This is a genomic window from Colwellia sp. E150_009, assembly GCF_053543955.1.
In genome coordinates, this window is the sequence record NZ_JBHFOM010000008.1 from 66,771 (window position 1) to 93,526 (window position 26,756).

Annotated in this window: 21 protein-coding genes; 12 read left to right on the forward strand and 9 right to left on the reverse strand. The window is 35.8% G+C overall.

What is annotated here, in order from left to right; genetic code table 11:
* Positions 1 to 2: 2 nt before the first annotated feature.
* From ACE1OF_RS05865 to ACE1OF_RS05880, 4 genes are all read left to right on the forward strand, one after another.
* Positions 3 to 1,103 (forward strand): hypothetical protein, encoded by a 1,101-nt coding sequence (locus ACE1OF_RS05865; RefSeq protein ID WP_448893316.1) that lies wholly within the window; start codon positions 3 to 5, stop codon positions 1,101 to 1,103.
* Between the two features lie 2 nt (positions 1,104 to 1,105).
* Positions 1,106 to 1,966, forward strand: a complete 861-nt coding sequence (locus ACE1OF_RS05870; RefSeq protein ID WP_448893317.1) for a hypothetical protein — start codon at positions 1,106 to 1,108, stop codon at positions 1,964 to 1,966.
* 1 nt (position 1,967) lies between these two features.
* Complete coding sequence (locus ACE1OF_RS05875; RefSeq protein WP_448893318.1) at positions 1,968 to 2,513, forward strand: hypothetical protein; 546 nt, start codon at positions 1,968 to 1,970, stop codon at positions 2,511 to 2,513.
* Positions 2,514 to 2,652: 139 nt separating this feature from the next.
* Positions 2,653 to 3,132 carry a low molecular weight protein-tyrosine-phosphatase gene (locus ACE1OF_RS05880; protein WP_448893319.1) on the forward strand — a complete coding sequence of 160 codons (480 nt, stop codon included), beginning with the start codon at positions 2,653 to 2,655 and terminating at the stop codon, positions 3,130 to 3,132.
* A gap of 126 nt (positions 3,133 to 3,258) precedes the next feature.
* On the opposite strand, the gene ACE1OF_RS05885 is transcribed toward ACE1OF_RS05880, so the two are convergent.
* Entirely contained in the window at positions 3,259 to 4,065 is an 807-nt protein-coding gene (locus tag ACE1OF_RS05885) for a hypothetical protein (RefSeq protein ID WP_448893320.1), read from the reverse strand.
* A complete protein-coding gene (locus ACE1OF_RS05890) occupies positions 4,062 to 5,249 on the reverse strand; it encodes a hypothetical protein (protein WP_448893321.1) in 1,188 nt (395 codons plus the stop codon). The genes ACE1OF_RS05885 and ACE1OF_RS05890 overlap by 4 nt, the downstream gene beginning before the upstream one ends.
* Positions 5,250 to 5,494: 245 nt before the next feature.
* On the opposite strand from ACE1OF_RS05890, the gene ACE1OF_RS05895 reads away from it, so the two are divergent.
* Entirely contained in the window at positions 5,495 to 6,799 is a 1,305-nt protein-coding gene (locus ACE1OF_RS05895; RefSeq protein ID WP_448893322.1) for a DEAD/DEAH box helicase, read from the forward strand.
* Between the two features lie 90 nt (positions 6,800 to 6,889).
* Here the strand turns inward: ACE1OF_RS05895 and ACE1OF_RS05900 are convergent, their stop codons facing one another.
* Complete coding sequence (locus ACE1OF_RS05900) at positions 6,890 to 8,761, reverse strand: choice-of-anchor I family protein (protein ID WP_448893323.1); 1,872 nt, start codon at positions 8,759 to 8,761, stop codon at positions 6,890 to 6,892.
* A 399-nt stretch (positions 8,762 to 9,160) separates the two neighbouring features.
* Here ACE1OF_RS05900 and ACE1OF_RS05905 point away from each other — a divergent pair, with 399 nt between their 5' ends.
* On the forward strand, positions 9,161 to 11,473 hold the full coding sequence (locus tag ACE1OF_RS05905) for an EAL domain-containing protein (RefSeq protein WP_448893324.1): 2,313 nt from the start codon (positions 9,161 to 9,163) through the stop codon (positions 11,471 to 11,473).
* A 114-nt stretch (positions 11,474 to 11,587) separates the two neighbouring features.
* Here the strand turns inward: ACE1OF_RS05905 and ACE1OF_RS05910 are convergent, their stop codons facing one another.
* A complete protein-coding gene (locus tag ACE1OF_RS05910) occupies positions 11,588 to 12,637 on the reverse strand; it encodes a 3-deoxy-7-phosphoheptulonate synthase (protein ID WP_448893325.1) in 1,050 nt (349 codons plus the stop codon).
* A 317-nt stretch (positions 12,638 to 12,954) separates the two neighbouring features.
* Entirely contained in the window at positions 12,955 to 13,764 is an 810-nt protein-coding gene (gene ppsR, locus ACE1OF_RS05915; RefSeq protein ID WP_448893326.1) for a posphoenolpyruvate synthetase regulatory kinase/phosphorylase PpsR, read from the reverse strand.
* 160 nt (positions 13,765 to 13,924) lie between these two features.
* On the opposite strand from ppsR, the gene ppsA reads away from it, so the two are divergent.
* A complete protein-coding gene (gene ppsA, locus ACE1OF_RS05920; protein ID WP_448893327.1) occupies positions 13,925 to 16,306 on the forward strand; it encodes a phosphoenolpyruvate synthase in 2,382 nt (793 codons plus the stop codon).
* Positions 16,307 to 16,482: 176 nt separating this feature from the next.
* Here ppsA and tssK read toward each other — a convergent pair whose 3' ends face one another.
* The 4 genes from tssK to ACE1OF_RS05940 all read right to left on the reverse strand — a co-directional run bounded on the left by tssK (position 16,483) and on the right by ACE1OF_RS05940 (position 21,664).
* Positions 16,483 to 17,811, reverse strand: a complete 1,329-nt coding sequence (gene tssK, locus ACE1OF_RS05925; RefSeq protein ID WP_448893328.1) for a type VI secretion system baseplate subunit TssK — start codon at positions 17,809 to 17,811, stop codon at positions 16,483 to 16,485.
* A gap of 17 nt (positions 17,812 to 17,828) precedes the next feature.
* Positions 17,829 to 18,299 (reverse strand): type VI secretion system lipoprotein TssJ, encoded by a 471-nt coding sequence (gene tssJ, locus ACE1OF_RS05930; protein ID WP_448893329.1) that lies wholly within the window; start codon positions 18,297 to 18,299, stop codon positions 17,829 to 17,831.
* A 16-nt stretch (positions 18,300 to 18,315) separates the two neighbouring features.
* Positions 18,316 to 19,593 carry a type VI secretion system-associated FHA domain protein TagH gene (gene tagH, locus ACE1OF_RS05935; protein ID WP_448893330.1) on the reverse strand — a complete coding sequence of 426 codons (1,278 nt, stop codon included), beginning with the start codon at positions 19,591 to 19,593 and terminating at the stop codon, positions 18,316 to 18,318.
* Between the two features lie 100 nt (positions 19,594 to 19,693).
* Positions 19,694 to 21,664 (reverse strand): serine/threonine-protein kinase, encoded by a 1,971-nt coding sequence (locus tag ACE1OF_RS05940; protein ID WP_448893331.1) that lies wholly within the window; start codon positions 21,662 to 21,664, stop codon positions 19,694 to 19,696.
* Between the two features lie 416 nt (positions 21,665 to 22,080).
* On the opposite strand from ACE1OF_RS05940, the gene ACE1OF_RS05945 reads away from it, so the two are divergent.
* The 5 genes from ACE1OF_RS05945 (at position 22,081) to tssL (ending at position 26,753) form a co-directional block, all read left to right on the forward strand.
* The gene (locus ACE1OF_RS05945; protein ID WP_448893332.1) at positions 22,081 to 22,494 is read left to right on the forward strand and encodes a hypothetical protein; all 414 of its coding nucleotides are present in this window, start codon (positions 22,081 to 22,083) and stop codon (positions 22,492 to 22,494) included.
* Between the two features lie 165 nt (positions 22,495 to 22,659).
* Complete coding sequence (locus tag ACE1OF_RS05950; RefSeq protein WP_448893333.1) at positions 22,660 to 23,193, forward strand: DUF6795 domain-containing protein; 534 nt, start codon at positions 22,660 to 22,662, stop codon at positions 23,191 to 23,193.
* Positions 23,194 to 23,238: 45 nt separating this feature from the next.
* Positions 23,239 to 24,411, forward strand: coding sequence for a lipase family protein (locus ACE1OF_RS05955; protein ID WP_448893334.1), 1,173 nt, complete (start codon positions 23,239 to 23,241; stop codon positions 24,409 to 24,411).
* 156 nt (positions 24,412 to 24,567) lie between these two features.
* Positions 24,568 to 25,314, forward strand: a complete 747-nt coding sequence (locus tag ACE1OF_RS05960) for a hypothetical protein (RefSeq protein ID WP_448893335.1) — start codon at positions 24,568 to 24,570, stop codon at positions 25,312 to 25,314.
* 143 nt (positions 25,315 to 25,457) lie between these two features.
* Positions 25,458 to 26,753 carry a type VI secretion system protein TssL, long form gene (tssL, locus tag ACE1OF_RS05965; protein ID WP_448893336.1) on the forward strand — a complete coding sequence of 432 codons (1,296 nt, stop codon included), beginning with the start codon at positions 25,458 to 25,460 and terminating at the stop codon, positions 26,751 to 26,753.
* Positions 26,754 to 26,756: the final 3 nt, after the last annotated feature.

A 26,756-nucleotide genomic window follows, 5' to 3' on the forward strand; every position in this document is an offset into this window, starting at 1 on the left:
AGATGGATTGGTACACAGCAGCACAAGTAACAGCAACCAATGGCTCAGATATTGTAGTTGTTAATAGTGGTGAGTATATAAATGCAATACGTGATGGTGACGGATTACGTATTGATGGGTTTGATGAAGTTGAAATATTAGAAACGTATACTGATGTTTCAACAGATGAAGAAACTATTAAACTAAAAAATAATTGGCCCAATACTTCTCAGTCACTGGTTCCAGCTACCGTAATACCCCATGCGGTGCATTTTAATACAGCAGCACAAGCATTAGTTGATGCAAAAACTAAGGTGTTCGCGCAACTTGCTAGTTTCTTTGCGTTTGGTGCACAAGCTAGTGGTACAGTTACGTTTAGTGGGGTTGGTATATCTGATCCTGATATAACTATACGAAGCATTCCACAGTACAAGACTGACCTTGACGCTTTAGAAAGTTCAGCTACAAGCTCAGTAGCATATTTAGCAGCAGTTGATGCAGCAATCAACGGGGTTGGCGGTTTGTCTGATCAATTAACCACTGCACAATCTGATTTAGCAAGTATCGATTCTACACTGCAAGGTTATGTTTCTACCGTTTCGAATTATCGCGATGATGTTAGTGGTTGGCATTCTGCTGTAGATGGTTGGAATACTAACGTTAATAGTAAATACACGACTATCAATGGTTGGTACTCGGATATTAACGGTTTTAAGACTGATTCAGAATCAGCTAGAGACTTGGCCGAACAGTATCGTGATGAAGCAGAAGATTTTAAAAACCAAGCGGGTGCTATTGTAGGGGGTAACTATGTTAGCCAATCTACCACTGTTAACGGTAAAGCGCTCTCTGACAACATCACACTAAGCAAAATAGATATTGGATTATCCGATGTCGACAACACTAGTGACTTAAATAAGCCTATATCAACTGCCACGCAATCTGCTTTAGATGATAAAGCGGATAGTAGTGATATAAGCAATGTTGACAATACTTCTGACTTGGATAAGCCCGTAAGTACGGCCACGCAAGCTGCTTTAGACGATAAAGCAGATAGTAGTGATTTATCCGCTTTACAGACACAATTAGATAAGGTGCGTAAGCTCGCACTAGCAGGATTATAAACATGGCATATTCAACAGCTATATTAACAACTAAAACAAATGTTGAAGCGTTAATTACAGCGCTTACAGGTTCTGAAACTATTGATGAATTATTAATTATTGCTAAAGCCGCTACTGGGCTTAATTGTTCGAACTATAGTGTTTTGGAAACAGCAATTGAAACGCTTATAGATACTCAAACATCCAGTACTGCACATGAAGATATATTATTGGCAAGTCGTTTGATTAATGCTACTCAAGCTCAAACACATACAACATATGAAACCCATGTTGTAACGTCTTCTAATGCTGCTCATCCAGTACCTGCTAACGCTGTAAGGTGTTTTGTTAGTTGTGGTGCTGCTGGTGGTAATGGATATAGTTCTTCTAATGGAGGAGGAGGAGGTGGTGGTGCATCTGTTGTTGAATTCCCTATCGGTGTTACGGCAGGGGGTACTTTATCAGTCACAGTAGGTTCTAATCAGGTAATAGGGAATCTTGAGGTTAAATCAGGAGGTCATGGTAATTATTACACACAAGGTAATGGTGGTGAAGGTGGCCGCGTTTTACTTAGTGGTATACCACAACCAGAGAGTTCCACCGTTATTAATGGTGGGGATGGGGGGGATGTAACTACCTCATCATATAGTAATGGTGAATCTGCTGGAGGATTTTCTGGTGGTATTGGCGCTGATTCAGGTGGCTATTATTTTGGTGGGGGTGGCGCTAGCTATGGAGGAGAAGGTGGTGACTATGGTACATCTTTACCATTAAAAGGCGTTACCTACGGTAGCGGTGGTTCGGCTAATACTAATACTGCAGACAGAGCTGCTGGTACATACACAGACATAACCCTTAAATTTGAAATAGTAACGGTGGTTTAAAATGGCACAATATACGATTGTAAAAAATGGCGTAGTTGATAATGTAATAGAAGCTACAGAAGAATATATAATTGAAAACCATAATAATGACATTGCAATACTTGGTTCAGTTCCAATTGGTTATCTTTTTAAGGACGATCATTTTATTCCACCTGAAACTTTACCAATTGATGTTAATGATATTGTTGGCGTTCCATCACATAAACCTGTCTTACCCCTTAGTAACTTATCAATTGCTAGCCCTGCAACTTTAACAGGCAACATTTATTGGTTAGCAAAAGACACTGATGCAGTTGTGACCGGTGACTTAGCATTACCAGATGGTGATTACATGATCATGGCTGAACGTGTAGTTAATGCGAAAACTGTTGTTGATGATGTTAGGTTTGTAGCGACTATAGCAAGTGGTGTATTCACAATGACAGTTAACTTCCCAATTCCTGGTAATTACTTATTATCAGCAAAACGAATGAACGAGGGTTTAGACAGAATTGGTTCATCAGTGCATCTATCATTTGATGATGTTGAATTTGATATTTTTGTTTAGATAATACTATTAATTTGGGGTAATTTAACCTAATATTAACCAATGATTTTTCCCCAAAACAAAAACACAAGTCATTGTTTTTATTAGTTGTAATAAAGGTAAAAACAAGCAAAAAAAACTAATGAAAGGGCTTTTTAATATGCGCAACGATTTGAATTTAAAAGAAATAAAAAGCATTCTTTTTATCTGTATGGGCAATATATGTCGTTCACCGAGTGCGGAAGCTGTTTTTAGGCACAAAGCTAAATTACAGGGGGCGTCTTTAGCAATCGATTCGGCAGGTACTGTTGGGGCTCATGCTAGGGAGAAACCTGATCACAGAGCGCAAAAAGTTGGCGTTGAACGTGGTTATTCTTTCGACGGTATTAAAGCACGCAAAGTAACAGCTCAAGATTTTGAAACCTTTGATCTTATATTAGCAATGGACAATGCTAATCTTGAGGATTTACAGAAAATAGCGCCTAAACACCTACACCATAAAGCCATGCTGTTTTTAGATTTTGCTGAAAATTTTGAAGAAACTGAAGTGCCAGATCCCTACTATGGTGGCGCAAATGGTTTTCGTTACGTGCTAGATTTAATTGAAGATGCAAGTGATGGGTTACTCGCTAAGCTTTAATTACACCACATAATGTAAAAACACTCTATTTAAACATCGTATATCTGAATATTGTGTAACTCAACATTGTATAACACCAAATTACACAGCTAAAAAGGAAGGCATTAACCTTCCTTTTTTATTAGCTTATTTATCACTGCCTTCAATTAAAGTTGCATCTGGTAACTCATCTAAATATATAGACGCCATAATACGTTCTTGAGATTCAAGTGCATGCTTAGCCCATTTTTTGTGTTTGTCAGAGCGATCGACTCTGTGATTAAACTTTACTTCTAAAAAGCTGTTTTCACTTAAAGGTAAACAATAAAAGTCGTGACGAGACAAACGGTTACTTCTTACTTCTTGATAGAATACCCAATCAGTTTGATTAAATGTCTTGATGAGAGCCGGTGGAATAGAGGGCATACCACAGTTTTCAATCCATCCCATAGCTTCCTCTTCTATTTCTTCTGGTGTCCATTGAGTTGCTCTTTTACTATAGCGTTCAATTGTCTCTTGTCTTATTTTGGTGTTTTTACCACTTGGGCCATTATGGTAATTATCATATTCTTGTATGACGAATTGAGACAAAGCTTGCTTGTCTAACACATTAATCTTATTGGTTTGTTTAATACGTAATTGACAACTTAACATGCCATATTCACTACTTGGTACTAAGGCTATTGGGGGGACATACATCCAGATTTCAGTGAGTATATGAACATATAAATGTTGATCAAAGCTTTCCTCAACATGTTGTTCAAACCAATCGGTTGATGAATATGGAAAAAGAGCATTCATAGTGCTAGGTGCAGCCGCAACATTACTGTCAGGTAGCTCAATACTAAGTTGTTGTGCATCTAAAAGAAAACGATATGTTATACAGCGATTAAAGTCTGGACCGCCAACAAAGCCTCGCCAATATGCTTTAGTGAGTTTAAGCAGGTTTATCATAGTCTACTATCACCTTCAGGTAGTTTTTTTATAAACTTTCTTACTTTGGTCGCTGCGGGAATATTACCAGACAATTGCAACTGGTCTGCATAGGTTTTTAGCCCCAAAAAAGGTAACGTATGCGGGCTAATGCCAGGATCTGCTACGAGGTATTTTCCGAATTTAATTGAGCGGGCTAAGCTACTGCCTGATAAATCATTTGTACCACCAATATTAGGCACTAGATCAAAAGGGTTGTTACGAATAGAGTTAATCGTCATTCCTGTATTGTGTGCAATGCGTTGGAGTCGATTAAGGTTAGTACCAGAGCCATGTATTGCAAGTTGTTGAGTGGTTAGCGGCTTACCGTACTTAATGCGGTAGTGCTCTAGCGCAGAACAAAAGATAATAACCCCTTGACTGTGCGCCACCCATTTAACTTTCTTACCTTGTTGATGATTTTGCGCTAAGACAGCCGCTAGGTGTTGGGCATTATGTGATGTTTGCCCTTGGCTTTTATCAAAGATACATTCAACTATATCTAAGCCAAAATTATCGGTCGGGTTATGAAATAGCGTATAGGCTTTTATATTGTCACTTTGATAGGCGGTATCTAAATGTGTTCCCATTAACCATGTAGCCTTATCTAATTCATTTAACATACCATTAACCGCGGCATGTCCCGTATTAATTTTGGTTGTTGGTGTAGGGGCTCTATCCCAAGCTCCTGCTAATTTATCAAGTTCTTTTTTATCCATTGCTTTATTATAACTTGCAGAAGTTTGCCTATTTACATTGTAAAGCATAGTGCGTTCAGCAGAAAAATTATCTTTTGGACCGTTTAATTGTTTATCAAAGAAAATTTCCTCAATATTAATTCGGTTATCTTTATGGGTATAGGCTAATAAAAAATGATAATTTCGAAAGGGATATTTAGTTCGCCATAAACGACGTAATGGATTTCGACTATGTTTCAATGAGTTTTTAGCATTAGGGTGTGCACAGATGTGTTCTATGTCTTTTGCCACCATATGCTGGTCGTAATCGTTTAACTGAGCTAGCATTGCCAAGGCTTGGCAGGTAAATTTAACTTTATGAAAAGGAAAATTATAATCTAGCTTTACGCCATAATCTCGACATGAAAGGGCATCTATTGCCATCAGTGAATTTGCATTAATTTGTTTATTAAGTTTTGTCCAAGACATAGTAAATTCCATTTAAGTTAAGATTCCATTGCCGTTAGGATATTAGGAAACTAAATCTTTGTAAAGTAACGATAGCCAGCAATCTAAAGATTCACGTAAGTTTAGATAGGTGACGTTGTATTATTTGATGTTGCTTGTTCAAGTATGGGATGGTCATATTATTGTTTATTAGATTTTACATACTCAAGTGGGTATATATACGCTAAAATAACAAATAATTCTTTATAGCTTTGAACCTTTATTTAATGACCTCTACCAAAACACTCGCCAATTTTAATGAACTTGGTCTTATTCCACCTTTGTTAGCACGATTAGTTGAATTAGACTATCAAGAGCCAACGGCTATTCAAGCGAAGGCTATTCCCAGCATTTTAGCAGGACGAGATTTAATTGGTGGGGCTAATACAGGCTCAGGAAAAACTGCTACGTTTGCCTTACCACTGTTACAGCAATTATCTAATAATCAAACAAATACAGCACAAGCGAAATCTAATAAAAGCAATACGGTAGCTAAACTTATTTTAGTGCCTACGCGCGAGTTGGCTAAGCAAGTGGCTGATAGCATCAAATCTTATGCGGCACACTTTAACGGTGCGATTAAAACGGTGGCTGTGTTTGGCGGTGTTTCAGTAAATACGCAAATGCTGGCTTTACGAGGCGGCACCGATATTTTAGTGGCAACGCCAGGTAGGTTACTTGATTTAATTTCAAGTAACGCTATTAAACTTGATTTAGTCAACACCTTGGTGCTTGATGAAGCTGACCGAATGTTAAGTTTAGGTTTTACCGAAGAATTATCAGCATTGTTAGCGTTATTACCAAAGAAAAAGCAAACGTTACTATTTTCAGCAACGTTTCCAGAGCAAGTTCAATCGTTAACACAAACGTTACTTAATAATCCTATTGAAATACAAGTGCAAAGTCGCGATGCCAGTACTTTGGTACAACGTGTGTTTACCGTTAATAAAGGCGAGAAAACAGCGCTGTTGGCGCATTTAATTAAGCAACATCAATGGCGACAAGCACTGATTTTTGTGAATGCAAAAAATAGTTGTGAGCATTTAGCGGGAAAACTCGCCAAGCGTGGTATCGCAGCAGAGGTATTTCATGGTGATAAAGGACAGGGGGCGCGTAATCGTGTGCTTGATGCGTTTAAAGCCGGGGAAATTGATGTGCTAATTGCCACAGATATTGCTGCTCGTGGTATCGACATTGAAAAGCTGCCCGTTGTGATTAATTTTGACTTACCTAGAAGCCCAGCGGATTACATGCATCGCATCGGCCGAAGTGGTCGTGCGGGTGAAATAGGTTTAGCTTTATCGCTGATTGATTTTGAAGACTATCATCATTTTAAGGTGATCGAAAAGAAAAACAAAATACGCCTCGAACGTGAGCAAGTGGCTGGCTTTGAAGTTGATGAGGAAGCTGTTTCTCAGCACTTAGCTGAAACTAAACCGATGGCAAAGCCTGAAGGCACAGGTAAGAAAAAACGTAAAAAGAAAGCTTCGGTTAATGCGGATATTTGGTTGAATTTATCAAATAATGATTAACTACCCTTGCAACAAACTCTGTTACTAGGGTAGTTATTGCACTATGTGATTAGCAAAATACTGTTCAGTAATATATTGTTCAGTAAGATGCTATTCAGTAAGGACTTGGTAAATAGTGACAGAACCGCTGACTTCATTACCAATAATTAATAATGGTTTGCCAGTAGAGCTATGGCCAGCACTCACAAACTTTATACTTTCAGGGCCTAAATCGCCTGCACTTGAAATCATAGTGCAATCCATGCCTTCGTTAGGATCGCATGGGTTGTCTAAGTCGTCATCTAACTCAAAATCAACGTTGAAATCTCGGTTGTTGTAGAAGGCTGAAAAGGTAACGTTAAACGGGTTGGTAATATCATAAATAAATAAATCACCAGAACGTTCAGCGGCAATGAAACCATAAGTTCTATCACCCACTTTTCCTACAGCAATGGCTTCTGGTTCTCCACCTTTATCATCAGAGCGATTATCGCCTTTATTTTCAGTGTGAGCACTATTGAAGTTATTGCCTAAAACCGAAGCTGAAATTTTCCCAAAGTCATCACCTGAATCATAAACTAAATTAATATTTTGATCCCAGATAGAAAACGAGCGTGCACCATAAGTATATAATGCCTCGTAAATGCCATCGTTATCCGCATCGCCAAGTGCTGTTGTTACTTTCAAACGGCCCAAACCATCGGAACCGCCACTTGCATCGTAAAATGCTTGTAGGTCAGGAGACAAGGCTTTGTTTAGTTCGTCAACGTCGATGATGTCTTTTACTCTAACTTCCTCAGAGTAGCCGTCATAATCTCGTGAGTCGCCTTCATTAGCAGACAATACAAAGGTGGCTCCGTTCCATTGATACGACGTAATTGTATCGGGTTGGTACATGCCGAATAAGTTTTTAACGTGACTAAATGAAGCAATTTCGTCTTTGTTGGTGAAGTCTAATTGAAATTCATCCCAGTTTTTAAAACCTAATGGTTTAATTTCAATTGTGTTGTTGTTGAGATCAATGATGCCAATAGCATTATTCTCTTGTAAAGACACAAATGCTGTTTGGTTATCTTCACTCACGCTAATATATTCAGGCTCTAAGCTTTGAGCTAAAGTTGTGTGTACAGGTCCAGCTAACTTTAATCCGCTTTGTTTGAGTAATGCTATTCGCTCTGCATCAGTGTCATAGTCATTAGCAGACAAAAGATCACTGCTAAAAGTAATGTTAGTTGATAAATTTATGTTGTTAGCGAGATTATCGGGCAAATTATTCGTTATCGAAATAACAGAAATAGAGCCCTCAGGGTCAATGGTATAATCGGTATTTGGCTCACCTTCATTTGCCACCAACACTTTTTTACCGTCGTGAGTAAATGTGACCATGTCTGGTAAAGCACCAACTTTTACTGCTTTAATGAAAGTACCAACGCCTTGATTATTTAGTTGATAAAACAATACAGCTCCAGCGTTGGTTTTATCATCAGCTTCTACGGCAATAGCTAAGGTGTTTTCGAATATAGCTATAGAGTTGGCTGCGCCCAAAGTAATGGTTTCATTTGCATTATTTGGCAATAATACTGTTACTTGATTTGGAAACGTAAATGCCGTTGAGGATAAGCTAGTATCGGTAATTGGATTACCTACCTCGGTTGTTGGCAGGTTAGCTAAGTTAATGACTTCTATTTGATTAAGTGCACTGTTTACTGCAAAAGCCGAATTGGACACTTGATGAAATTGAACAATTTCTGCAGCGCTTTTACCTGCTATTTCGCTTCCGCCTGCGCTAAATCGTCCAACCACTTCAACTTTTATATTTTGTATTGCATTTTCGCCATCAAGTCCTTGTTCTCCTTGCTCACCTTGAATGCCTTGCGAACCTGTTGCGCCTATTTCCCCTTGATCACCCTTATCACCTTCAAATTGACAAGCAGACAATAATGATATTATTGACAAAGCAATGACAGTTTTTCTTATAGACATGGTATTCCTACTTTTTAATGAGTTTATGATTTTTAAAACCCAGCAAGTGTAAAAGTAGTAAGTGACATTTTTATGTTAGATAAGTGAAGGAAATATTACATGAGGGGTAAGCTTTAATTTGAGAACAATAGGTAATTATACTAAATCAAAATAATATGGGCATATTTTTTACGGTAGACTAGTGGATGCAAAAGGCACTAAAGCGGAGAAGAGTAATTAGCTTGGATATTCTATCCTTTACGCAAAATATATCTTGGTTTTAAACTGGAGGTTAGCGCTATGGACAGGTGTTTTTGATGAAGTAATATATTGATTTTATTATTTATACTGTTAAATCATTTTCACTTTACAACTTTAGGTTTAATTGCTTAGAATAGTATCTTCTATTTTGGTGTAAGAATGGAGTCAAGTTTGCTAAGTAGTACCGCAGGTCGATATTTAGACAAATTATTTCTATTTTCGGATAATGATACACTGCGTAACAGTATGCCCAATTGGCGTATAAGCTCGTTAAGAATTATTTTGTTTTGTGCGGTGCTTATAACTTTAATAGCTATTATTAGCACGTATAACTCAGCTTTATCTCTTAATTTACTTTATGTAGTAGTGATAACAATTGTTTTTTTTTCCGTTTCTATAATTTTATTACTGGCTAGTAGATTATATTATATTTTTTGCGCACATACCTTACTACTTTTAATAGTCACAGCAAGTTTGGTTATGAATTTATTCTTAACTGATATTGAATTGGCTAAAGTAGGTTCCATGCTAATGTACACTTGCCCAGTTATAGCGTTTATTATAATAGGATATAAAACGGCCATATTTTATGCCTTATTGAATATAATTCCACTTTACTTGATTGTTAATAATATAGATCTTTCTGTCTATAGCGGTGTTACCAGCCAATTACCAAGTGCTGATAGAATTATTAATATATTATTATTTTTATTCTTCAATATTTGTATTCCGCTTGCTGTTGCTCGTACTAGTATTGCGGCAAAGCGTCTTAATGAAAGTACACTACGTTCAGCCTACCACCTTAAAGAAAAAAAAGAGCTATACCGAACTTTTTTTACACAATCAAGTAAAATCAAAGTTGTTGTTGACGAGTTTGGAAAAATTGTAGATTTTAATAATCAAGCAAGGAAACTTTTTAACCTTTCAAAGCAACCAAATGGTCATAATGTAACTCTAGAGGAAATATTATTTAATTTCAAAAAAAAATTTTCAAAAGCGAGTATTCCGTTAATTGAATATAATGGTTCTTACGTACAAGTAACGAGTCATAAGGTAATTAGGTCAAACTTTATTGTTTATGAATTTAATGACTGCACAAAAGAAGAACATTTGAAAAATGATTTATTAGAAACTGAACAGGAAAACAAGCGCTTACGCTATTTTGACAAGCATACTAGTTTGCCTAACAAGTTATGGTTTGAGTTAAAATGTAAGCATCTTCTTAGTAAGTATCCCACCTATAAAAAATATTCATATATTATTGTATTGCAAAATGCAGACAACGAGTATTTTCAATTAAAATACGGCAAAAATGCGTCTAAAATAATGATAGCTGACGCTTACAAACAGTTAATAAAAAAAGTTGATGATGTATTAGCTTGTGCATATATAGGTTCAAATCAGCTTGCTTTATTGATGAATACTCCATCAAAGAAAGTTCTTAAAACTAAAATTCTTACTCAGATTAAGCCTGATCTAGATTCTAGTTTTGAGTTTAAACATTCAAAGTTTAAACATTCATTTATATTTGGCTGTGATGCTTTTTCAGAAAAGGTTCAAACTTGTGAAACAGTTCTTAATAATGCAATTAGTGCTTTAAAACAGTCAAATAAAAATAATCCATTTAACTGTTATAACGAATTAAAGTCGAAACTCTTTATAGAGAAGTATGAAATATCAATATTGCTTGATGAAGCATTAAAATCAGATGAATTAGATATTTTTTATCAACCCAAAGTGCTAGCCAATGGGAAATGCATTGGGCTAGAAGCATTAACAAGATGGAATAGCTCTACAATTGGAACTATTTCACCCGCCATATTTATTCCGATAGCGGAAGAGTACGGTATGATTGATCGCTTGACTGATTTTGTAATAAAAAATGTATGTTCTCAATTATCAACATGGAATAATGACGGTGTAGAAACGGTCACTGTAGCAATAAATATCTCATTGATTAATTTTAATAAACCTAAATTCATGTCAAATTTAGTGAAAAATTTAGCTGATTTTACTATTAATCCACAACAAATTGAGTTAGAGCTAACTGAAACAGCTCTTGAAACGAATCAAGAGTATTCTATTAACTTATTAAAGTCATTGCAGTCTTGGGGTTTTATTATTTCAATAGATGATTTTGGTGTTGGCTATTCAAATATATCTAGAATAGCTGATTTCCCCATTGATAAACTTAAATTAGATAGATCTTTAATAAACAAAATTACAACGTCTTCACGACAAATTAAGTTAGCCAAAGTTATACTTTTTATGTGCAAGGAATTAGATATACAATGTGTAGCTGAAGGCGTTGAAACTCAAGAACAAGTTGAAGTTATGTCGAGTATTGGTTGTCAAGAGTTTCAAGGGTTCTATTTTTCAAAACCTTTATCTGTAGAAGATTACGAGAAACATATAAATCAACATGGTTTGATTTTTGATGAAAGTACTAATTATATGATGGTAGAGGAATAGTAAATAGACGTTAATGACAAATAAAGGCTCTTGAATAGCATCATTTTAATAATTAGTATTATTTACTAGGGTTAATAAAATCATTGTTATGATATTTATCAACCCTGCACAATATTATTGTTTTTGTTTTACCGCATCAGCTAATAGGACTAATATTTCTTCACTCACGGTTAAATCAATACAAGCATCCGTAATACTCTTACCATAAACCAGTGGGGAATCTGCTTTTACTGTTTGATTTCCTGCTTCAATAAAACTCTCAATCATAACGCCAAACACACTGTTGTCACCTTGTGTGATTTGTTGAGCAAGTGAGCGAGCAACATCAATTTGTTTGTTATGATCTTTGTAACTATTACCGTGACTACAATCAACCATAATGCCAGTATTTAGTTCTGCTTTTGTTAATTTATCACGTGTATCTTTTATATCTTCAGGATGATAGTTAGGTACTTTACCTCCGCGTAAAATCACATGCGAAAAAGGGTTGCCATGGGTACGATAAATACACATTTGACCACTTTTATCTGGTGAATAAAGTACGTGAGGAACGCTTGCCGCTTTTATGGCATCTAAGGCTATTTTAACATTACCGTCAGTACCATTTTTAAAACCTACAGGGCAGGAAAGTGCTGAAGCAAGTTCTCTGTGTACTTGGCTTTCAGTGGTACGAGCGCCAATAGCACCCCAGCTGATGAGATCAGAGATATATTGACCTGTAACCATGTCTAAAAATTCAGTGCCCGCAGGCAAGCCCATAGCATTAATATCAACCAATAATTGGCGGGCAAGGTTTAAGCCTTTTGCTACATGAAATGATTTGTCTAAATCAGGATCACTAATAAGGCCTTTCCAACCAACAGTTGTACGCGGTTTTTCAAAGTAAACACGCATAACAATTAATAATTCGTTATTATATTTATCTCGTAATGTTTTTAGTCGTTCAGCATAGTCAATAGCTGCTTTGGTATCGTGTATGGAGCAAGGGCCTATTATCACTAACAAGCGTTTATCGTCACCACTAATAATAGCTTCAACTTCTTGACGACTTTTCATGATAAAGTCTGCTGTTTTTTTAGTAAGGGGAATTTGCTCTGCTAGTTGGGCTGGAGACACTAAGTTATCAATCAAACTTGTTCGTAGTTCATCTGTTTTAATAGTCATATTTATTCTTTTTTATTGAGCACTCTCTTTTTGAGTATTCTTATTCTCAAAAAAGAACAAAATATTATGAAATATTAAGAGTGCTTATGCATGTAATACCAAGTAGATTAATAAATAAAATAAGTATTATTTATTAATCAATAACTTCCCTTTAAGCCTTTTAGCTATCACTAAGAGGGGATAAGAGGGAAATAATTCAAGTGATTTGGTATAAACTAAATTATGGGCGCTAACATAGCTAAATTTAACGATAATGTGAAATATTTTAACAATATAACGTCTTAAAAGTTGATATAGTTTGAGCGTTTTTTTTCAATTTAGTATTTATATCTTTGCAGTCCTGTTTCATTGAGAATTTTTGCAGTGATCTCTTCTACTGAAAATTTAGTGGTGTTAATGAAAGGAATCTTTTCTTTTTTATAGAGTTTTTCTACTTCTCTCACCTCCATTTTACACTGCCTAGCTGATGAATATTTTGAGTTTGACATTCTCCCTTCACGAATATCAATTAATCGTTGAGCGTCGATGGTTAATCCAAATAATTTCTTTTTATAGGGTTTTAAAAACTCGGGTAGTTTAAGTTCATCCATGTCATCGTCGGTAAATGGGTAATTTGCGGCTTTAATGCCGTACTGAAGCGCTAAATACAATGAACTTGGTGTTTTACCTGATCGAGAAACACCAACTAAAATAACATCGGCATCTTCATAATTGGTTACTACCGAACCATCATCATTGGCTAAGGCATAATTAACGGCTTCTATTCTGTAGTCGTAACTGTTTTCATGAATACTGTGTGTTCTGTGAGCCTTAGGTTTAGCTTTCATATTTAATTTTTTTTCTAAAGGTTCAACAAAATGCTCTAAAAAATTAAAAATAACCCCGTCGCAACTATCTATTATTTCACGAATATCATTATTTACAAAGGTATGAAAAACCAACGCAGGCTCTTTAGAACGAGCTGTGGCTTTATTAATTTTTTCTTTTGTTTCATTAGCTTTTTCGATTGTTTCAACAAAGGAGATGGTTTGATGCTCAAATTCAGTTGGAAATAATGAGAGTAATGCATGGCCGAAAACTTCAGAGGTGATTGCTGTACCGTCAGAAATATAAAATGCAGTGCGCATGTGAATCCTTATAGAGTTATTTTTTGAGATATTCAAAGAAAACTTTTACATTATCTTTCATTTTAACGTTTTGTTTCAATAGTTGGCAGTGTAGAATGTATTTAGCTACAAATAAATAAACAAATTTAACCTTTTACTGACTTCTTAATGGAGAATTGTTGTGCAAGAGAATGTGCTTTGGTATGAAAACTTGGGAATGGGTGATGTTGATCGCGTTGGCGGAAAAAATGCATCACTTGGAGAAATGATTTCAAATTTGGCAAATGTAGGTGTACAAGTGCCGACAGGTTTTGCGACAACGTCTTTTGCTTTTAACGAGTTCCTTGAGCAAAGTGGCATAAATGAAAAAATATACCAATTACTAGATACCCTTGATGTTGATGATGTAAATGCGTTAGCAAAGAGTGGGGAAACTATTCGTCAATGGATTATCGACACGCCATTCTTACCACAAATGCAACAAGATATAGAACAGGCTTATAATAAGTTAGCGGGTGATTTTACTGCCGATGCTTCTTTTGCTGTGCGTTCGTCGGCAACAGCTGAAGACATGCCAGATGCTTCTTTTGCTGGTCAACAAGAAACTTTTCTTAACGTGCGTGGTTTAGATGCTGTAATGGTTGCCATTAAACACGTATTTGCTTCGCTTTTTAATGACCGTGCTATTTCATATCGGGTACATCAAGGTTATGACCATCGTGGCGTTGCTTTATCTGCGGGTATTCAACGCATGGTGCGTAGTGATATTTCAGCTTCTGGCGTTATGTTTACTATTGATACTGAATCAGGCTTTGAAGATGTTGTTTTTATCACCTCAAGTTTCGGTTTAGGTGAAATGGTAGTGCAGGGTGCTGTTAACCCAGACGAATTTTATGTTCATAAACCAACCTTAGCTAAAGGTAAGCCAGCAGTAATTCGCCGTAATATTGGTAGTAAAGCTATCAAAATGGTGTATACCGAGTCACAAGAACACAATAAACAGGTTGAAATTGTTGATATTGATGAGCAAGACTCAAATCGTTTTTCACTAACAGACGATGAAGTACAACAATTAGCAAAACAAGCGGTGATTATTGAAAAACATTATGGTCGCCCAATGGATATTGAGTGGGCAAAAGATGGCTTAGATCAAAAACTTTATATTGTTCAAGCACGTCCAGAAACAGTAAAAAGTCGCGAAAATTCAAATGTAATGGAACAATTTCAGTTACATACCAGTGCAAATGTGATTTGTGAAGGTCGTTCAATTGGTCATAAAATTGGCAGTGGTGAAGCAAAAGTTTTAGCTTCGTTAGATGAAATGGACAAAATTTTACCTGGCGATGTACTGGTTACTGACATGACAGACCCTGATTGGGAACCTATTATGAAACGTGCATCAGCTATTGTAACTAACCGTGGTGGTAGAACTTGCCACGCGGCAATTATTGCACGTGAAATGGGTATTCCTGCTGTTGTCGGTTGCGGTAATGCCACCAGTTTAATTGCTACAGGTGATGATATCACGGTGTCTTGTGCTGAAGGTGATACTGGTTTTATTTATCAAGGAAAACTTGATTACACGGTAACAACATCAGAAATTGATGCTATGCCAGAGTTACCACTAAAAATTATGATGAATGTGGGAAACCCTGATCGTGCCTTTGCTTTTGCTAAATTACCTCATGCTGGTGTTGGTTTAGCCCGTTTAGAATTTATCATTAACAAAATGATTGGTATTCACCCGAAAGCGTTATTGAATTTTGATGAACAATCAGCAGATTTAAAAGATGAAATCAGTGATATTATTGCAGGTTATGACAGCCCTGTTGAGTTCTATATTGCCAAATTGACTGAAGGTATTTCTACGTTAGCCGCAGCGTATTCACCTGAAAAAGTGATTGTGCGTATGTCTGATTTTAAATCAAATGAATACGCTAATTTAGTTGGTGGCGAAGAGTATGAGCCAGACGAAGAAAATCCCATGATTGGTTATCGTGGGGCTGCTCGCTATATTTCTAAAGATTTCCGTGATTGTTTTGCACTTGAGTGTGAAGCCATTAAACGTGTAAGAAACGAGATGGATTTAACCAATGTTGAAGTTATGATCCCGTTTGTGAGAACATTGGAAGAAGCGTCACAGGTAATTGATATTTTAGCCGAACATGGTTTAAAGCGTGGTGAGAATGGGTTGCGTATCATCATGATGTGTGAATTACCTTCAAACGCCTTGCTTGCGGATCAATTTCTTGATTACTTTGATGGTTTTTCAATAGGCTCTAATGATTTAACCCAACTAACACTTGGTTTAGATAGAGATTCAGGATTAATAGCTCACTTGTTTGATGAACGTAACCCTGCGATAAAAGTTTTATTGTCTATGGCTATCAGTGCTTGTAAAAAACGTGGCAAGTATGTTGGTATTTGCGGTCAAGGACCGTCAGATCATGAAGACTTTGCTGCTTGGTTAGTTGAGCAAGGAATAGACAGTGTGTCACTAAATCCTGATACCGTATTGCCAACATGGCTATATCTTGCTGATAAATTAGCTGGAGAACAGTAACGCGTAAAATAGTGAGTATAAGCGCTAATATGCTTGTAACCACAGTTGTACTTAAATTAGTTTAAAAAACATTTTGATGAAGGTGAGTGCAATAAAAAATTACACTCACCTTTTTTGATCATCTTTGTATAGAGTGGAAAACCAATTAATATTGATTCTTTGGTTATAGACTTAGATTATTGGTTAACTTGCCAAAGTTCTATTTCAAGGTCAGGGTAGTGTCCAGAAAGGTGGAGTGCAATACCGCCACTTGCGTGTAGTTTTAACCAATGACTATTTTGTTTGTCTAGTTGGAAATAATGATAACCAGCATGGTAAGGTACTTGTCTTGGTGCTACCGGTAACGCAATAATACCAATACCAGGAAGTTGATTATTTACGAGTTCTCTTATGCTTTCAACTGAGCCTATTTTGATTTGCGCAGGTAAACGTTTGCGCACTTCTTCGTTTGGTAATGCAGCTTTTACTGCAATGATAAAGTCAGCATGTTCTAAAGAATTTTTATCATGTATTGGTGTAAAATAAATACCGTATTGGCTTTTTTCTAATGGTAACTCTATAGCAGTTTGTTCTAATACCGTACTTAAGCTTTGTGTGATACTTGCCATCACATTGCTAAAAACATAACAAAGGTTGTCATGCTGATATTTAGGAAATTCAGGAGACCGTTTGTCTGAGGCACTAAAGGTTGCTAACTCACCTGAAAAAGTAATGATAGTACGGTATAAGGCTTCGGGATGAATACCTGACATTAAGTTATAATGCTCAAATAATGGCTGGTATTTGTTTAGTAATTGCAACATTAAAAAATCTGATATAGAACTTGAAGAGCCTTGTGCTTGGCAGAGTCGTGCGGCTATTGCGTCTGCGCGTTGGTTTATCATGCCTTTTATCTCTCGCGTTACCTTGACTAGCCCCTGAATATTGTCAATAGATAAACAGGCGGGAATAAACTTCTTATCTAATGAGATAACACCTTCTTCTGATACTTCAATAATACGGGCGATTGCAATGGAAACATAGCCAGAGCGGTCTTCATCTTGCAACTTAAATTGGCAATGTAGTTTACCTATCTGTAGCACTTCAGTCGCGTCAGAGCCAATCGTTGTATCGATAATATTATGATCATGATAATGATAACGAGTGATTAAGGTTTCTTCTCCATTTGAAATATTTAAACCAGTACTTTTGCTGATGGGCAATACTAGGTAAATTAATTGATCTAACGTGCCTGAAGGTATACTAATGGCTTCAGGTAACAAGCCCTGTTCGGGTAAAATAGCTAGTGTATTGTCTGGAAAAAGACACTCAACACTATTGAGTCGGAACTGTCCTAAAGAGAGTAGACTGTGATCAATATCGAGATCAAATATTCCCCAAGAAAAAGGGGTTGTTTTGGCGTTAATTCTTGCTTGTTGAAACTGCAGATAGCGTTCTTGTTGTTGCATATGCTGCGGACGTAAGAACATTCCTTCTGTCCATGCTACTGGGCTGAAATCACTCATAAAATCCTTCTTTTACTTTATTTATTACTGTTATAAATAGCTAATTTTTCAATATTCATCGTGAAATTATCGTAGCCCGTTGGAGAAACCTCAATAACTGAACGCCAACGAGAGCTATCAATGTTTCGATAAGCAACAACAAAACCTACATAACGCGTATTTTTATTTAATACCATTTTATATTGCTGTAACTCTTCAGGTTGTAGTTCTAATTCATCTTTCTTAAGTAAATCTGGTCCCAAAATGTCTTCAGGTGATTCATATAGTGTAAAAAAATCTTGAGTATCAAAGATTGTACGTGAAGATAACTCAAAAACTTTGATGACAACAGGGGAAGCTCTACCGTTCATATCTGGATTGATATCAGCTGATGCGTTAAAATTGATATCGGTTGATGGTGGTATGATTGCGTTTATGGTCGTACAACTTGCAATTAATATTATATTAATTGAAACGAACAGGGTTAGAATTATATGTTTTAAAGTCATTTTTACCTACTAATACTTATAATGATTTAATTTTCTTATCATATGCTCTTACGAAGTCATCTGATAACACTGAACTGCCATTAGCAGCGATTTCATTGACCATGTCCTTATGTAAACTTTGATATGTTTTCCAGTAACGTAATTGTTTTTGGCCTGGAATTAACTGATCAAATACAGAATCCTTTAAGTCTTTTTTCTCTATTTCGGTTGGCGCAAGTTGCTTAAATATGCCTTCAATAGCGCCCATTGTACCTGCCGTAAGGGCTATGTCGTGTTTTTTTGTATCATTAAAGGCTTCTGTAATTGCTTTTGATGACGGTAAAAAACTTGAGCTTCGTTTTAAAAATAAATTATGAAAAACGTCGTCTATTGTCGCTGAAAATTTTAGTGGATTGTTCTCTTGCTGTTGAAAAGTGGTTTGGTTAATTCTAAATTCACTTTTTAATGCTGAACGAGTTCTTAATGACTCAACTAAACCCATTAACATTAATTGCATACTTTGACCCATTTCAAAGAGCAGTTCATCATTTAGTTGTTCTGATTTGACTAACTCAGAAATACCTAACCCCTTAATAAAGGCGTCAAAATTTGTGTTAGTTGCAGCAACGGGGCTTTTATATTGCTTTTGGGTGGTTTCTACTGGTTTAACAGGTATTGCCGTTTCTGTATGTAAAGGAGCCGAAGGTGCACTGGCTGGATTAACTGGTTCATCAAAAACAGGGTTATTCGTCATTTTAGATTTAAGAATATTTGTGTCCCATTCTTCAGGTATAGGTTGCGGTACATCAAAATGGTCATTTAGGTCATTAGTCACCAATATATTCGATGCGTTATTTGGTACTAATGGTTGATCACCAAATAAAGTACTCGGGGCAATACCTTGAACAGGAGAACTTATGATTGGTTTGTTACTCTGGGTTAATGAGGGTTGAGCAATTGATGGAGTACTATGTATAGCTTCATTAGTTACTACTTTATTTACAAGCGAAACTGAGACTTCATAGTCACCAAAAGTTAATAAATCACCTTCACACAATTTGTGAGTATTTGTAGTACCAAGCGCTTCTACAGCTCTGTTGATGTATAAGCCATTGGTTGATAAATCATAGATATAAAAACCGTCTGCTCGTTTTTCAACACGGGCATGATGTCCAGAGATAATTTTCTCTGGATCAGGTAAATGCCAATCATTATTTTCAGAACGACCAAAAGTAAGGGTGTTACTTATACTCATTTTTGAAGTTTGTTCGGGAGAAAGTCGATGATAACTAACTATTTCAAAAATTAATTCCATGAATTTTTATGCCTTATAAAGTAGTGCGTACAATAGCTTATGTGCACTATTAAAAATTATTATTCCATTGAGATTAATATAAATATATTACGGTTTTATATTAATTAATAAGTGTATAAAGTTCATTGCCTCTTTTAATTAATTGTCTAGCTGTTTTGAAATTCTTTTTCTCTAAATATTGGTTACCATAATTAAGATACGAACCTGCCATTTTTTTCTTAATTGCGATTAAGGGGGAAAAATCTGTTGGTAGTTGTAGCTCTAATTCACCAATTTTGTCATCAATTTTCATTAACTCTTTTGGATTCACAACCAGTGAAAGTTCATAGTTAAACTGAGTAAATGTTGACTTGTAAAAAACTTCAGCAGCTTCGTAGGGGTAATCGGTAGATCTTCCGACTTCAATGTCTTCATTATACTTAGCTAATTCAGCAACGGATGACTTCATTTTTTTGCCAAAATCTAATAGGGGTTCGGCATCAGCATAATGAGTAAAGGCAAGTTCACCCACTGTAATTAGTAAGGTAATTCTATCAACATTATGCTCTGTCAACGCTAGATTAAAGTTGTCGTTATAAATAGCAAAAACTTCTTCTTCAGGCTTAAACTTAAATGTAGGGTCTACAAAGCTTAAATCATTGATTATTTTTTCTATGCTATTGTCGTCTTTTTCGTTATATCTACCTTGAAGTAACAGTAAATTTAGGCGTTCGGACAATGCATCAACTATAGCTATGCGGCTTGTGCTGGCTTCATTTTTTAATTGATTTAATCGAACAGAGTCAGGAAAAATGTTAAGAGCATTAGCAAGAATAAAATCAACTTGATCGTAATCTTTGTATATTCCACTCGGGTCTTTTGCCACGTTCATGATTCGTTTTTCAGAAATATTGATAATTGATTGTCGGTGTTCTCGAAGTAAGCCTTGTTTTAATAGTCTTTGTTCTGTGGGAATATTATCTAATTGCGCTAATAAATCGATTGTTGACAAGTTTTTAAATGCATTCAATTTACTTTGTTCATTATCGTTTAATGTGATAAGTACATTAAGGTTTTTTATCTCATTTTGTTGGGTTTGATAAACTTGAAATGTTGCCGTTGCAATAATAATAGCCGCTGATGCCGTTAGCACTTTAGGCCAAATTATTTGAGAAAAAGCATCATTTATTTTTTGAATATTATCGCAACGTTGTTCTTTATGTATTGCTAGGCCTTTTTTCAAACTGGGCCATAAAAGCCAATTTAAGTGTTTTGGTTTTTTTAATGGTGTTTTAGTTAAGTCTACTTTATTTGCTGCTATGCGCTGGTAAGGGTGTTTACATGATAAAAGCTCGTAAATAATACAAGAAAAAGCAAAAATATCATCAGCTGCACAAGGCGCTTTACCTTCTAATTGTTCAAAACTTGCGTAAGCGGGGGTAAACCCACTTAACGGAGATGAAAGGTCATTATTTTGTATAGCATATTTATCAAAGTTTAATTGCAGTGCGCTTGCAACACCAAAATCAAACACTTTAATATTACCTTGTCTTGTTAAAATAATATTAGAAGGTTTTAAATCTGTATGAACAATCCCCATTTTATGAGCATAAATAAGAGCCGCCCCAATTTGTTGAATTAAATTATTAGCGCCTTTAAAAGGTAATCCCATAGGTTTAGAACGTTTAATTACTTGATCGAGTGTTTCACCGTCTAACCACTCCATGATAATAAAATGAAAACCATCATGTGAATCTACATCATAAACTCTAATAATATTTGGATGAGAAAGTTGCTGTGTTTTTTTTGCTTCTTTAATTAAAATTTGTTTTGCTTCTGGAATAGATGAAAACTGTTGCAGTAGCACTTTAATGGCAACATAAGGCTCATTAATTCCGGCTGTTTCTAAATGTAAATCTTTCGCTCTGTATATATCGCTCATTCCACCAGAGCCGATGAGTGATTCTATTAGGTATCGATTTTTGAGACATTTACCAATTAAATTGATAGGCGCAGTGGTTTTTCGCGGTGAAACGCCAGCGACGAGTGTTTTATCATCTGCAATAGGGGTGTTTGTATGAGTATTATCCATAATTTAATCATTAGTCCTTTAAAAACATTTATAGGCAATAAGAAGTGTACCTAATGAAACAGCAGCAATATTCTGCAACTTAAATGAGAAAAATTCAATAAGAAATAATTATTACTTTAAAAATAATAAAAAGAGGCTTGTGTTCTTTAGGTTGGTTTTGTAAATTTGGATCTATCGATATTAACATTCACGATTAAGATGCTAATCTAATATTTTAGCTTAAAGATATAGCTAATAGCAGTTTCATTAAGTTTGTGACCTTGTTGTGCGTAGGAAAAATAAATTAGAGCAAGGCGCGTGATTGAGCAATAGCAGGCTATTGGGATTGAGAGCAACGCCGCCATAGAGTATTTTAACCAGCACAAGTGGGCAATAATTTAGTGAATTAATGGTATAAATATAAACATGGAGTTGTTATGGGATTAATTTTAGGGCCTATTGTCATTGTGTGGGTTTTGATTGCCATCTATGCATTGAAAATGGGCTATTCGTTGATGGTAAGTTATTCAGTTGTATCACATTCAGTAATACTGATTCTAGTTGTTCTTTGTTCATTGTCCTTATACCTTTTTATTAGCTTTCTTGGCTTTAAAGATAGCCAAGAATTGTGGGTATTTGAAATAGCGACCTATTTCATTCTAAGTAAACTGCCTTATTTATTTTTAGTACTAGCTATTTTTATTCAATGGTTTCTGGGGACATATCTTGATAATACTTATCTAAAACCTTTGCCATTCATTATTATGTTTACGCTATCGTTTGGTGGGCTTATTGGTGTTTTTAGTGCTGATTTGTTTATGGATAAATTTAATATTACACGTACCCATTGATTTTATTTATTATTGGAAAATTTAATGTATCGATAACATCAGTGAGAACTTGCACTTGAAACAACACATTTTTTCTTTTATATTACTCTCGCATTGTAATGCTAATACATTGCTTTTAAGCAGTAGCTTAAAAAATAAAGGAATATCAAGTAATCAAGGACGACTATGGCTTCTGCTTTCTCTCATCAAAAACGCTTTTTCGTTATTGTAATACTTGCTGTTTCTGCGCTTCTTTTTTTACTTTCGACACAGGCAGCCACCACTATGTTTGGTTTATTTAAAAAATACGATGTTCACCTATCACCAGAAGTTCACGGTGTTATTACCAATAACGGAGCACCTGTTGTAGGTCTAAAGGTTTTTCGGGGGTTGACCTATGGTGATGACAAAGAGTTGATTGACGAAACCTTAACTGACGATGAAGGCCGTTTTTCTTTTCCTGAAAAAAACATCCGTTCAAGAAAACCTGGTTCTATGTTTGATGAGTCTAGTATTCGACAGACGATAGACGTAGATTATGAGGGTGAAAAATATATTCTATGGTATACCGAAGCAATAGGTATTGAGCCAAATAAAGCGTTAACAGAGCGTCTAATAAAGTTAAATTGTGAGTTAACTAATTCACAAGAAGAATTTGAATTTGATAGTGTTGAGTATCCACAAGCAGGTTATTTAGTGCACAGTATTTGCCGTTGGTAACCTTCAAAAAATTAATTATAAATAATATTTAAAAGGACTTAAAGTATGTCGACTATTTCCCCTCACTTTGCTTCATTGCTGGCAGATACTGTATATAAAATTAAAGACTCAGGACGGGCTGGTTATCAACTTGGAAAAAATGCAAAAAGATTGAATGAATATTTCAGCTTTGATCTATCGAATGGCCCAGTAAAAGGGGTCTCTGGTGGATTTTTATCACACCTATTCAATCGAACCACGGGTTTTGCTTTACTTGGGAAAGGCAAAGGTATATTTCATGGTGATCATGTAATTGCTATTAGAGGAACAGACATATCACGTGATTGGATAACTAATTTTCATGTCGGTTTAACAAGTTCAGAAAATGGATCGAGTGTACATGCAGGCTTTAATAAGACCTTTAACACGATGAAACCTGCTTTCCAGCAATATATCACTGAAGCAAAAAAGCAAGGTTCGATTGGTACGGTACATTGTGTTGGTCATAGCTTAGGTGGTGCTTTGGCAGGATTAACCGCTGATTGGTTGAAAAGTGAATATGGTATGCCAGTAAATTTATATACCTTTGGTGCGCCACGTATAGGTTTAAATGGTTTTTCAGCCCAAACAACTGCAAGAGTTGATAACATATTCCGTTGTACCCATGGTGCAGATCCTGTGCCTAACGTGCCTTTATGGCCATTCGCTCATGCGCCTTATAACGGCACCGAATATCGCTTAAATAGTGGTCAAGGTTTTAGCCCAAGTGCGCATAAAATGGGAACGAATGGTAATCCTGGCTATGTTAACTCGGCTAAAGGGTATGACTGGGGAGCATTACAAAAACGTTCTGATAACTTTTTAAGTACTCCCGTGCGCCTCGATTATGAAAACCGCAATCAAGCTTCTTACAGTGCCTATTGGGCCGATAAAATTAGTGCCGCGCTGATTACCTTGTTGAAAGATGCGGGGTATTATCATGCCATAATGGCACAAGCAACGGCTTCTTCGGCATTAACTTTTTATGATCTAATTTCCAGAACCTTAGTCAAAGTTGCACAGGCATCGGTTAAGCGTTCCAAACAAGTTGCTGGTTTGCTTGGTCATATGTTGGTATTTGCAGGGCAGATTGCTTATAAACTAACAGAGTTGACATATGAAGTAATAAAATGGGTTTTTGATAAAACCTTAGGGGTGTTATATCGCTCGGTCAGAGAAGCTATTAATAGTACTTTTTAAATATTATTAGGTTAATTATAAACGGTTTGTAACACTCTACTTTAGATTGTATGAATTATTAAAAACAGCTCGATAGCTGGACCTTGTTTATTGATGTTTTAATCAATAAACAAGGCTAGAAAAAGGTAGGGTTTTTATTGGTATTAGGTAATAAAAATGAGTTTTAATCTTATGATGATGGCAGTATTTTTATTAATACCCATCATCATTTACAGCGATTACAAGTCAGTTGATTCAATAAAGAAGCAAAATAGTGAGTTTATTTTGGCAGTTACTCCGTTATTGGCATTCTTCTACTGTGCGCAGTTTTTTTATGCATTACTAATATTAATGCTGCTTGTGATATATGGAATAGCTTTAAAAGTTGTAGCGCATAAATATCGATGGGTTAAATTTGACCTTGAACTCATGAAAAGTTACAGCATTGGCAGTGTCGGCTTGGCTTTATTGGGGTATGGGCTATATAAATTAGTGGCTTATATGAGATCTTTATTCGTGTCAGTTGAGTTTTCTGATATGGCAAAGCCCGAAATATGGTTTAACAAAACAAACACGATAATTACGGGGTTAAATCATTGGCCATACCTAACCTATGTTGCACTTATTCTTGTTATGTTATTAGCCACTCTATTTGATCGTTTGCCTGAGCGACAAGAGAAAGATGAGTTTTCTGTATTTTTTGTACTTTTTCTTATACCAGCATCCCTAGTGTTACCTTGGTTTAGCGATCATTTTTGGTGGTTTTTACTCGTTACGTTTATTTTTATGCCGTTGGTGGTGTTTTTTGTTTATGGATATAAAGAAGAAAATAAACAGGAAGCCATTGATATAGCAAGACTCTTTAGCTATGTCTATTTTGCTCTAAGCCACTTAAATGTACTTTTTTACTGGTTGTTCTATTAGTTTGATTGAAAGAGTTATTATGGAAAATAGCCCTAAATTTTTAGCACAAAAGAATTTTTCATTATCTTTTGTGCTAAAAATTTAAGGTTTTTAAAACGTAAAATATTTTGGTTTTAGTTATTAAATTAAGGATTGATATTACTGTGAACGATAAAACTATAGTAAAACCACGGCCAGGACGAGGTGCTGGCTCGTTTAGTAAAGTAGATAGCTCCCCGTCAGAAAATAATGTTAAAACCATTGTGCACGAAGAAAAAGTTGATAGTAAAGCTTCCAATGCCATCTTAACAATGACGAATAACCCTCTAGTTGATAACGCGGGCGCCATACTCTCAACTTGCATCAAATTAAGAAATACTCAAGAGTACGATGATGTCAGTACCTTAAGACTTCAATGCATAGATTTAATTAAAAATTACGAACATACATTGCGGGTTGCTAATGTCAGCGCTGAAGATATTCAATCAGCACGTTATTGTTTATGTAGTTTCATGGACGAAATTATTTTAAATACGCCTTGGGGTGGCGATAGTGTGTGGGCTTCAGAAAGCTTATTATCGACCTTTCATAGTGAAACTTTTGGTGGCGAGTATTTTTATACCTTGCTTGAAAACGCTTTACAGTATTCCTCTGAAAAGTACCATTTACTTGAACTTATGTACATTTGTTTAACACTAGGTTTTGTTGGAAAGATGAAGGTAGAAGTGCAAGGTGAACAGAAGCTGGAGGATTTAAGAGAAAAAGCTTATCACAGCGTCCAATCCTTCAAAGGTGATTTGCTACGTGAATTATCACCAGGTTGGCGAGATAAAGTAATTCACAATACCGAATTTCAGCAACCTTTTCCATTATGGGTAATTGGTGCCTTGTTTGGTGTGTTATTGCTTTTTATATATATGTCGTTCAGCTATAACATCAATAGTTACTCTTCTAGTGTCTATAAAGAATTAGTCTCTTTAGTGCCATGGCAAGAACCTGAAAATACACTTAGCCAAAGCCTTAGTCGTGACGAAGCCTTAATTTTACAACAATTATTACAAACTGAAATAGATAAGAACTTACTAGAAGTTGATCAATTGTCTGATCGAATCAGAATACGCATTGGTGCAGGCGCATTGTTTGCGTCAGGTAGCACGCAACCTAGAGCCGATTTTGAAGCGATATTAGCCAAAATTGCTAGAACACTTGAGAGTACAGAAGGAAAAATATTAATCACAGGTCATACAGACGACGAGCCAATATTTACGACTAAATACCCCTCTAATTGGCATTTGTCGTTAGCTCGAGCCACATCAATCGGTAATTTTCTCGCTAATAATGCTTCGTTAAAAGGACGTTTATGGCCAGAAGGTATGGGGGAATCTCAACCCAGATTTGATAATAGTAACGAACAGAATCGCTCATTAAATCGTCGAATTGAAATAGACTTGTTGTTTTAGTTG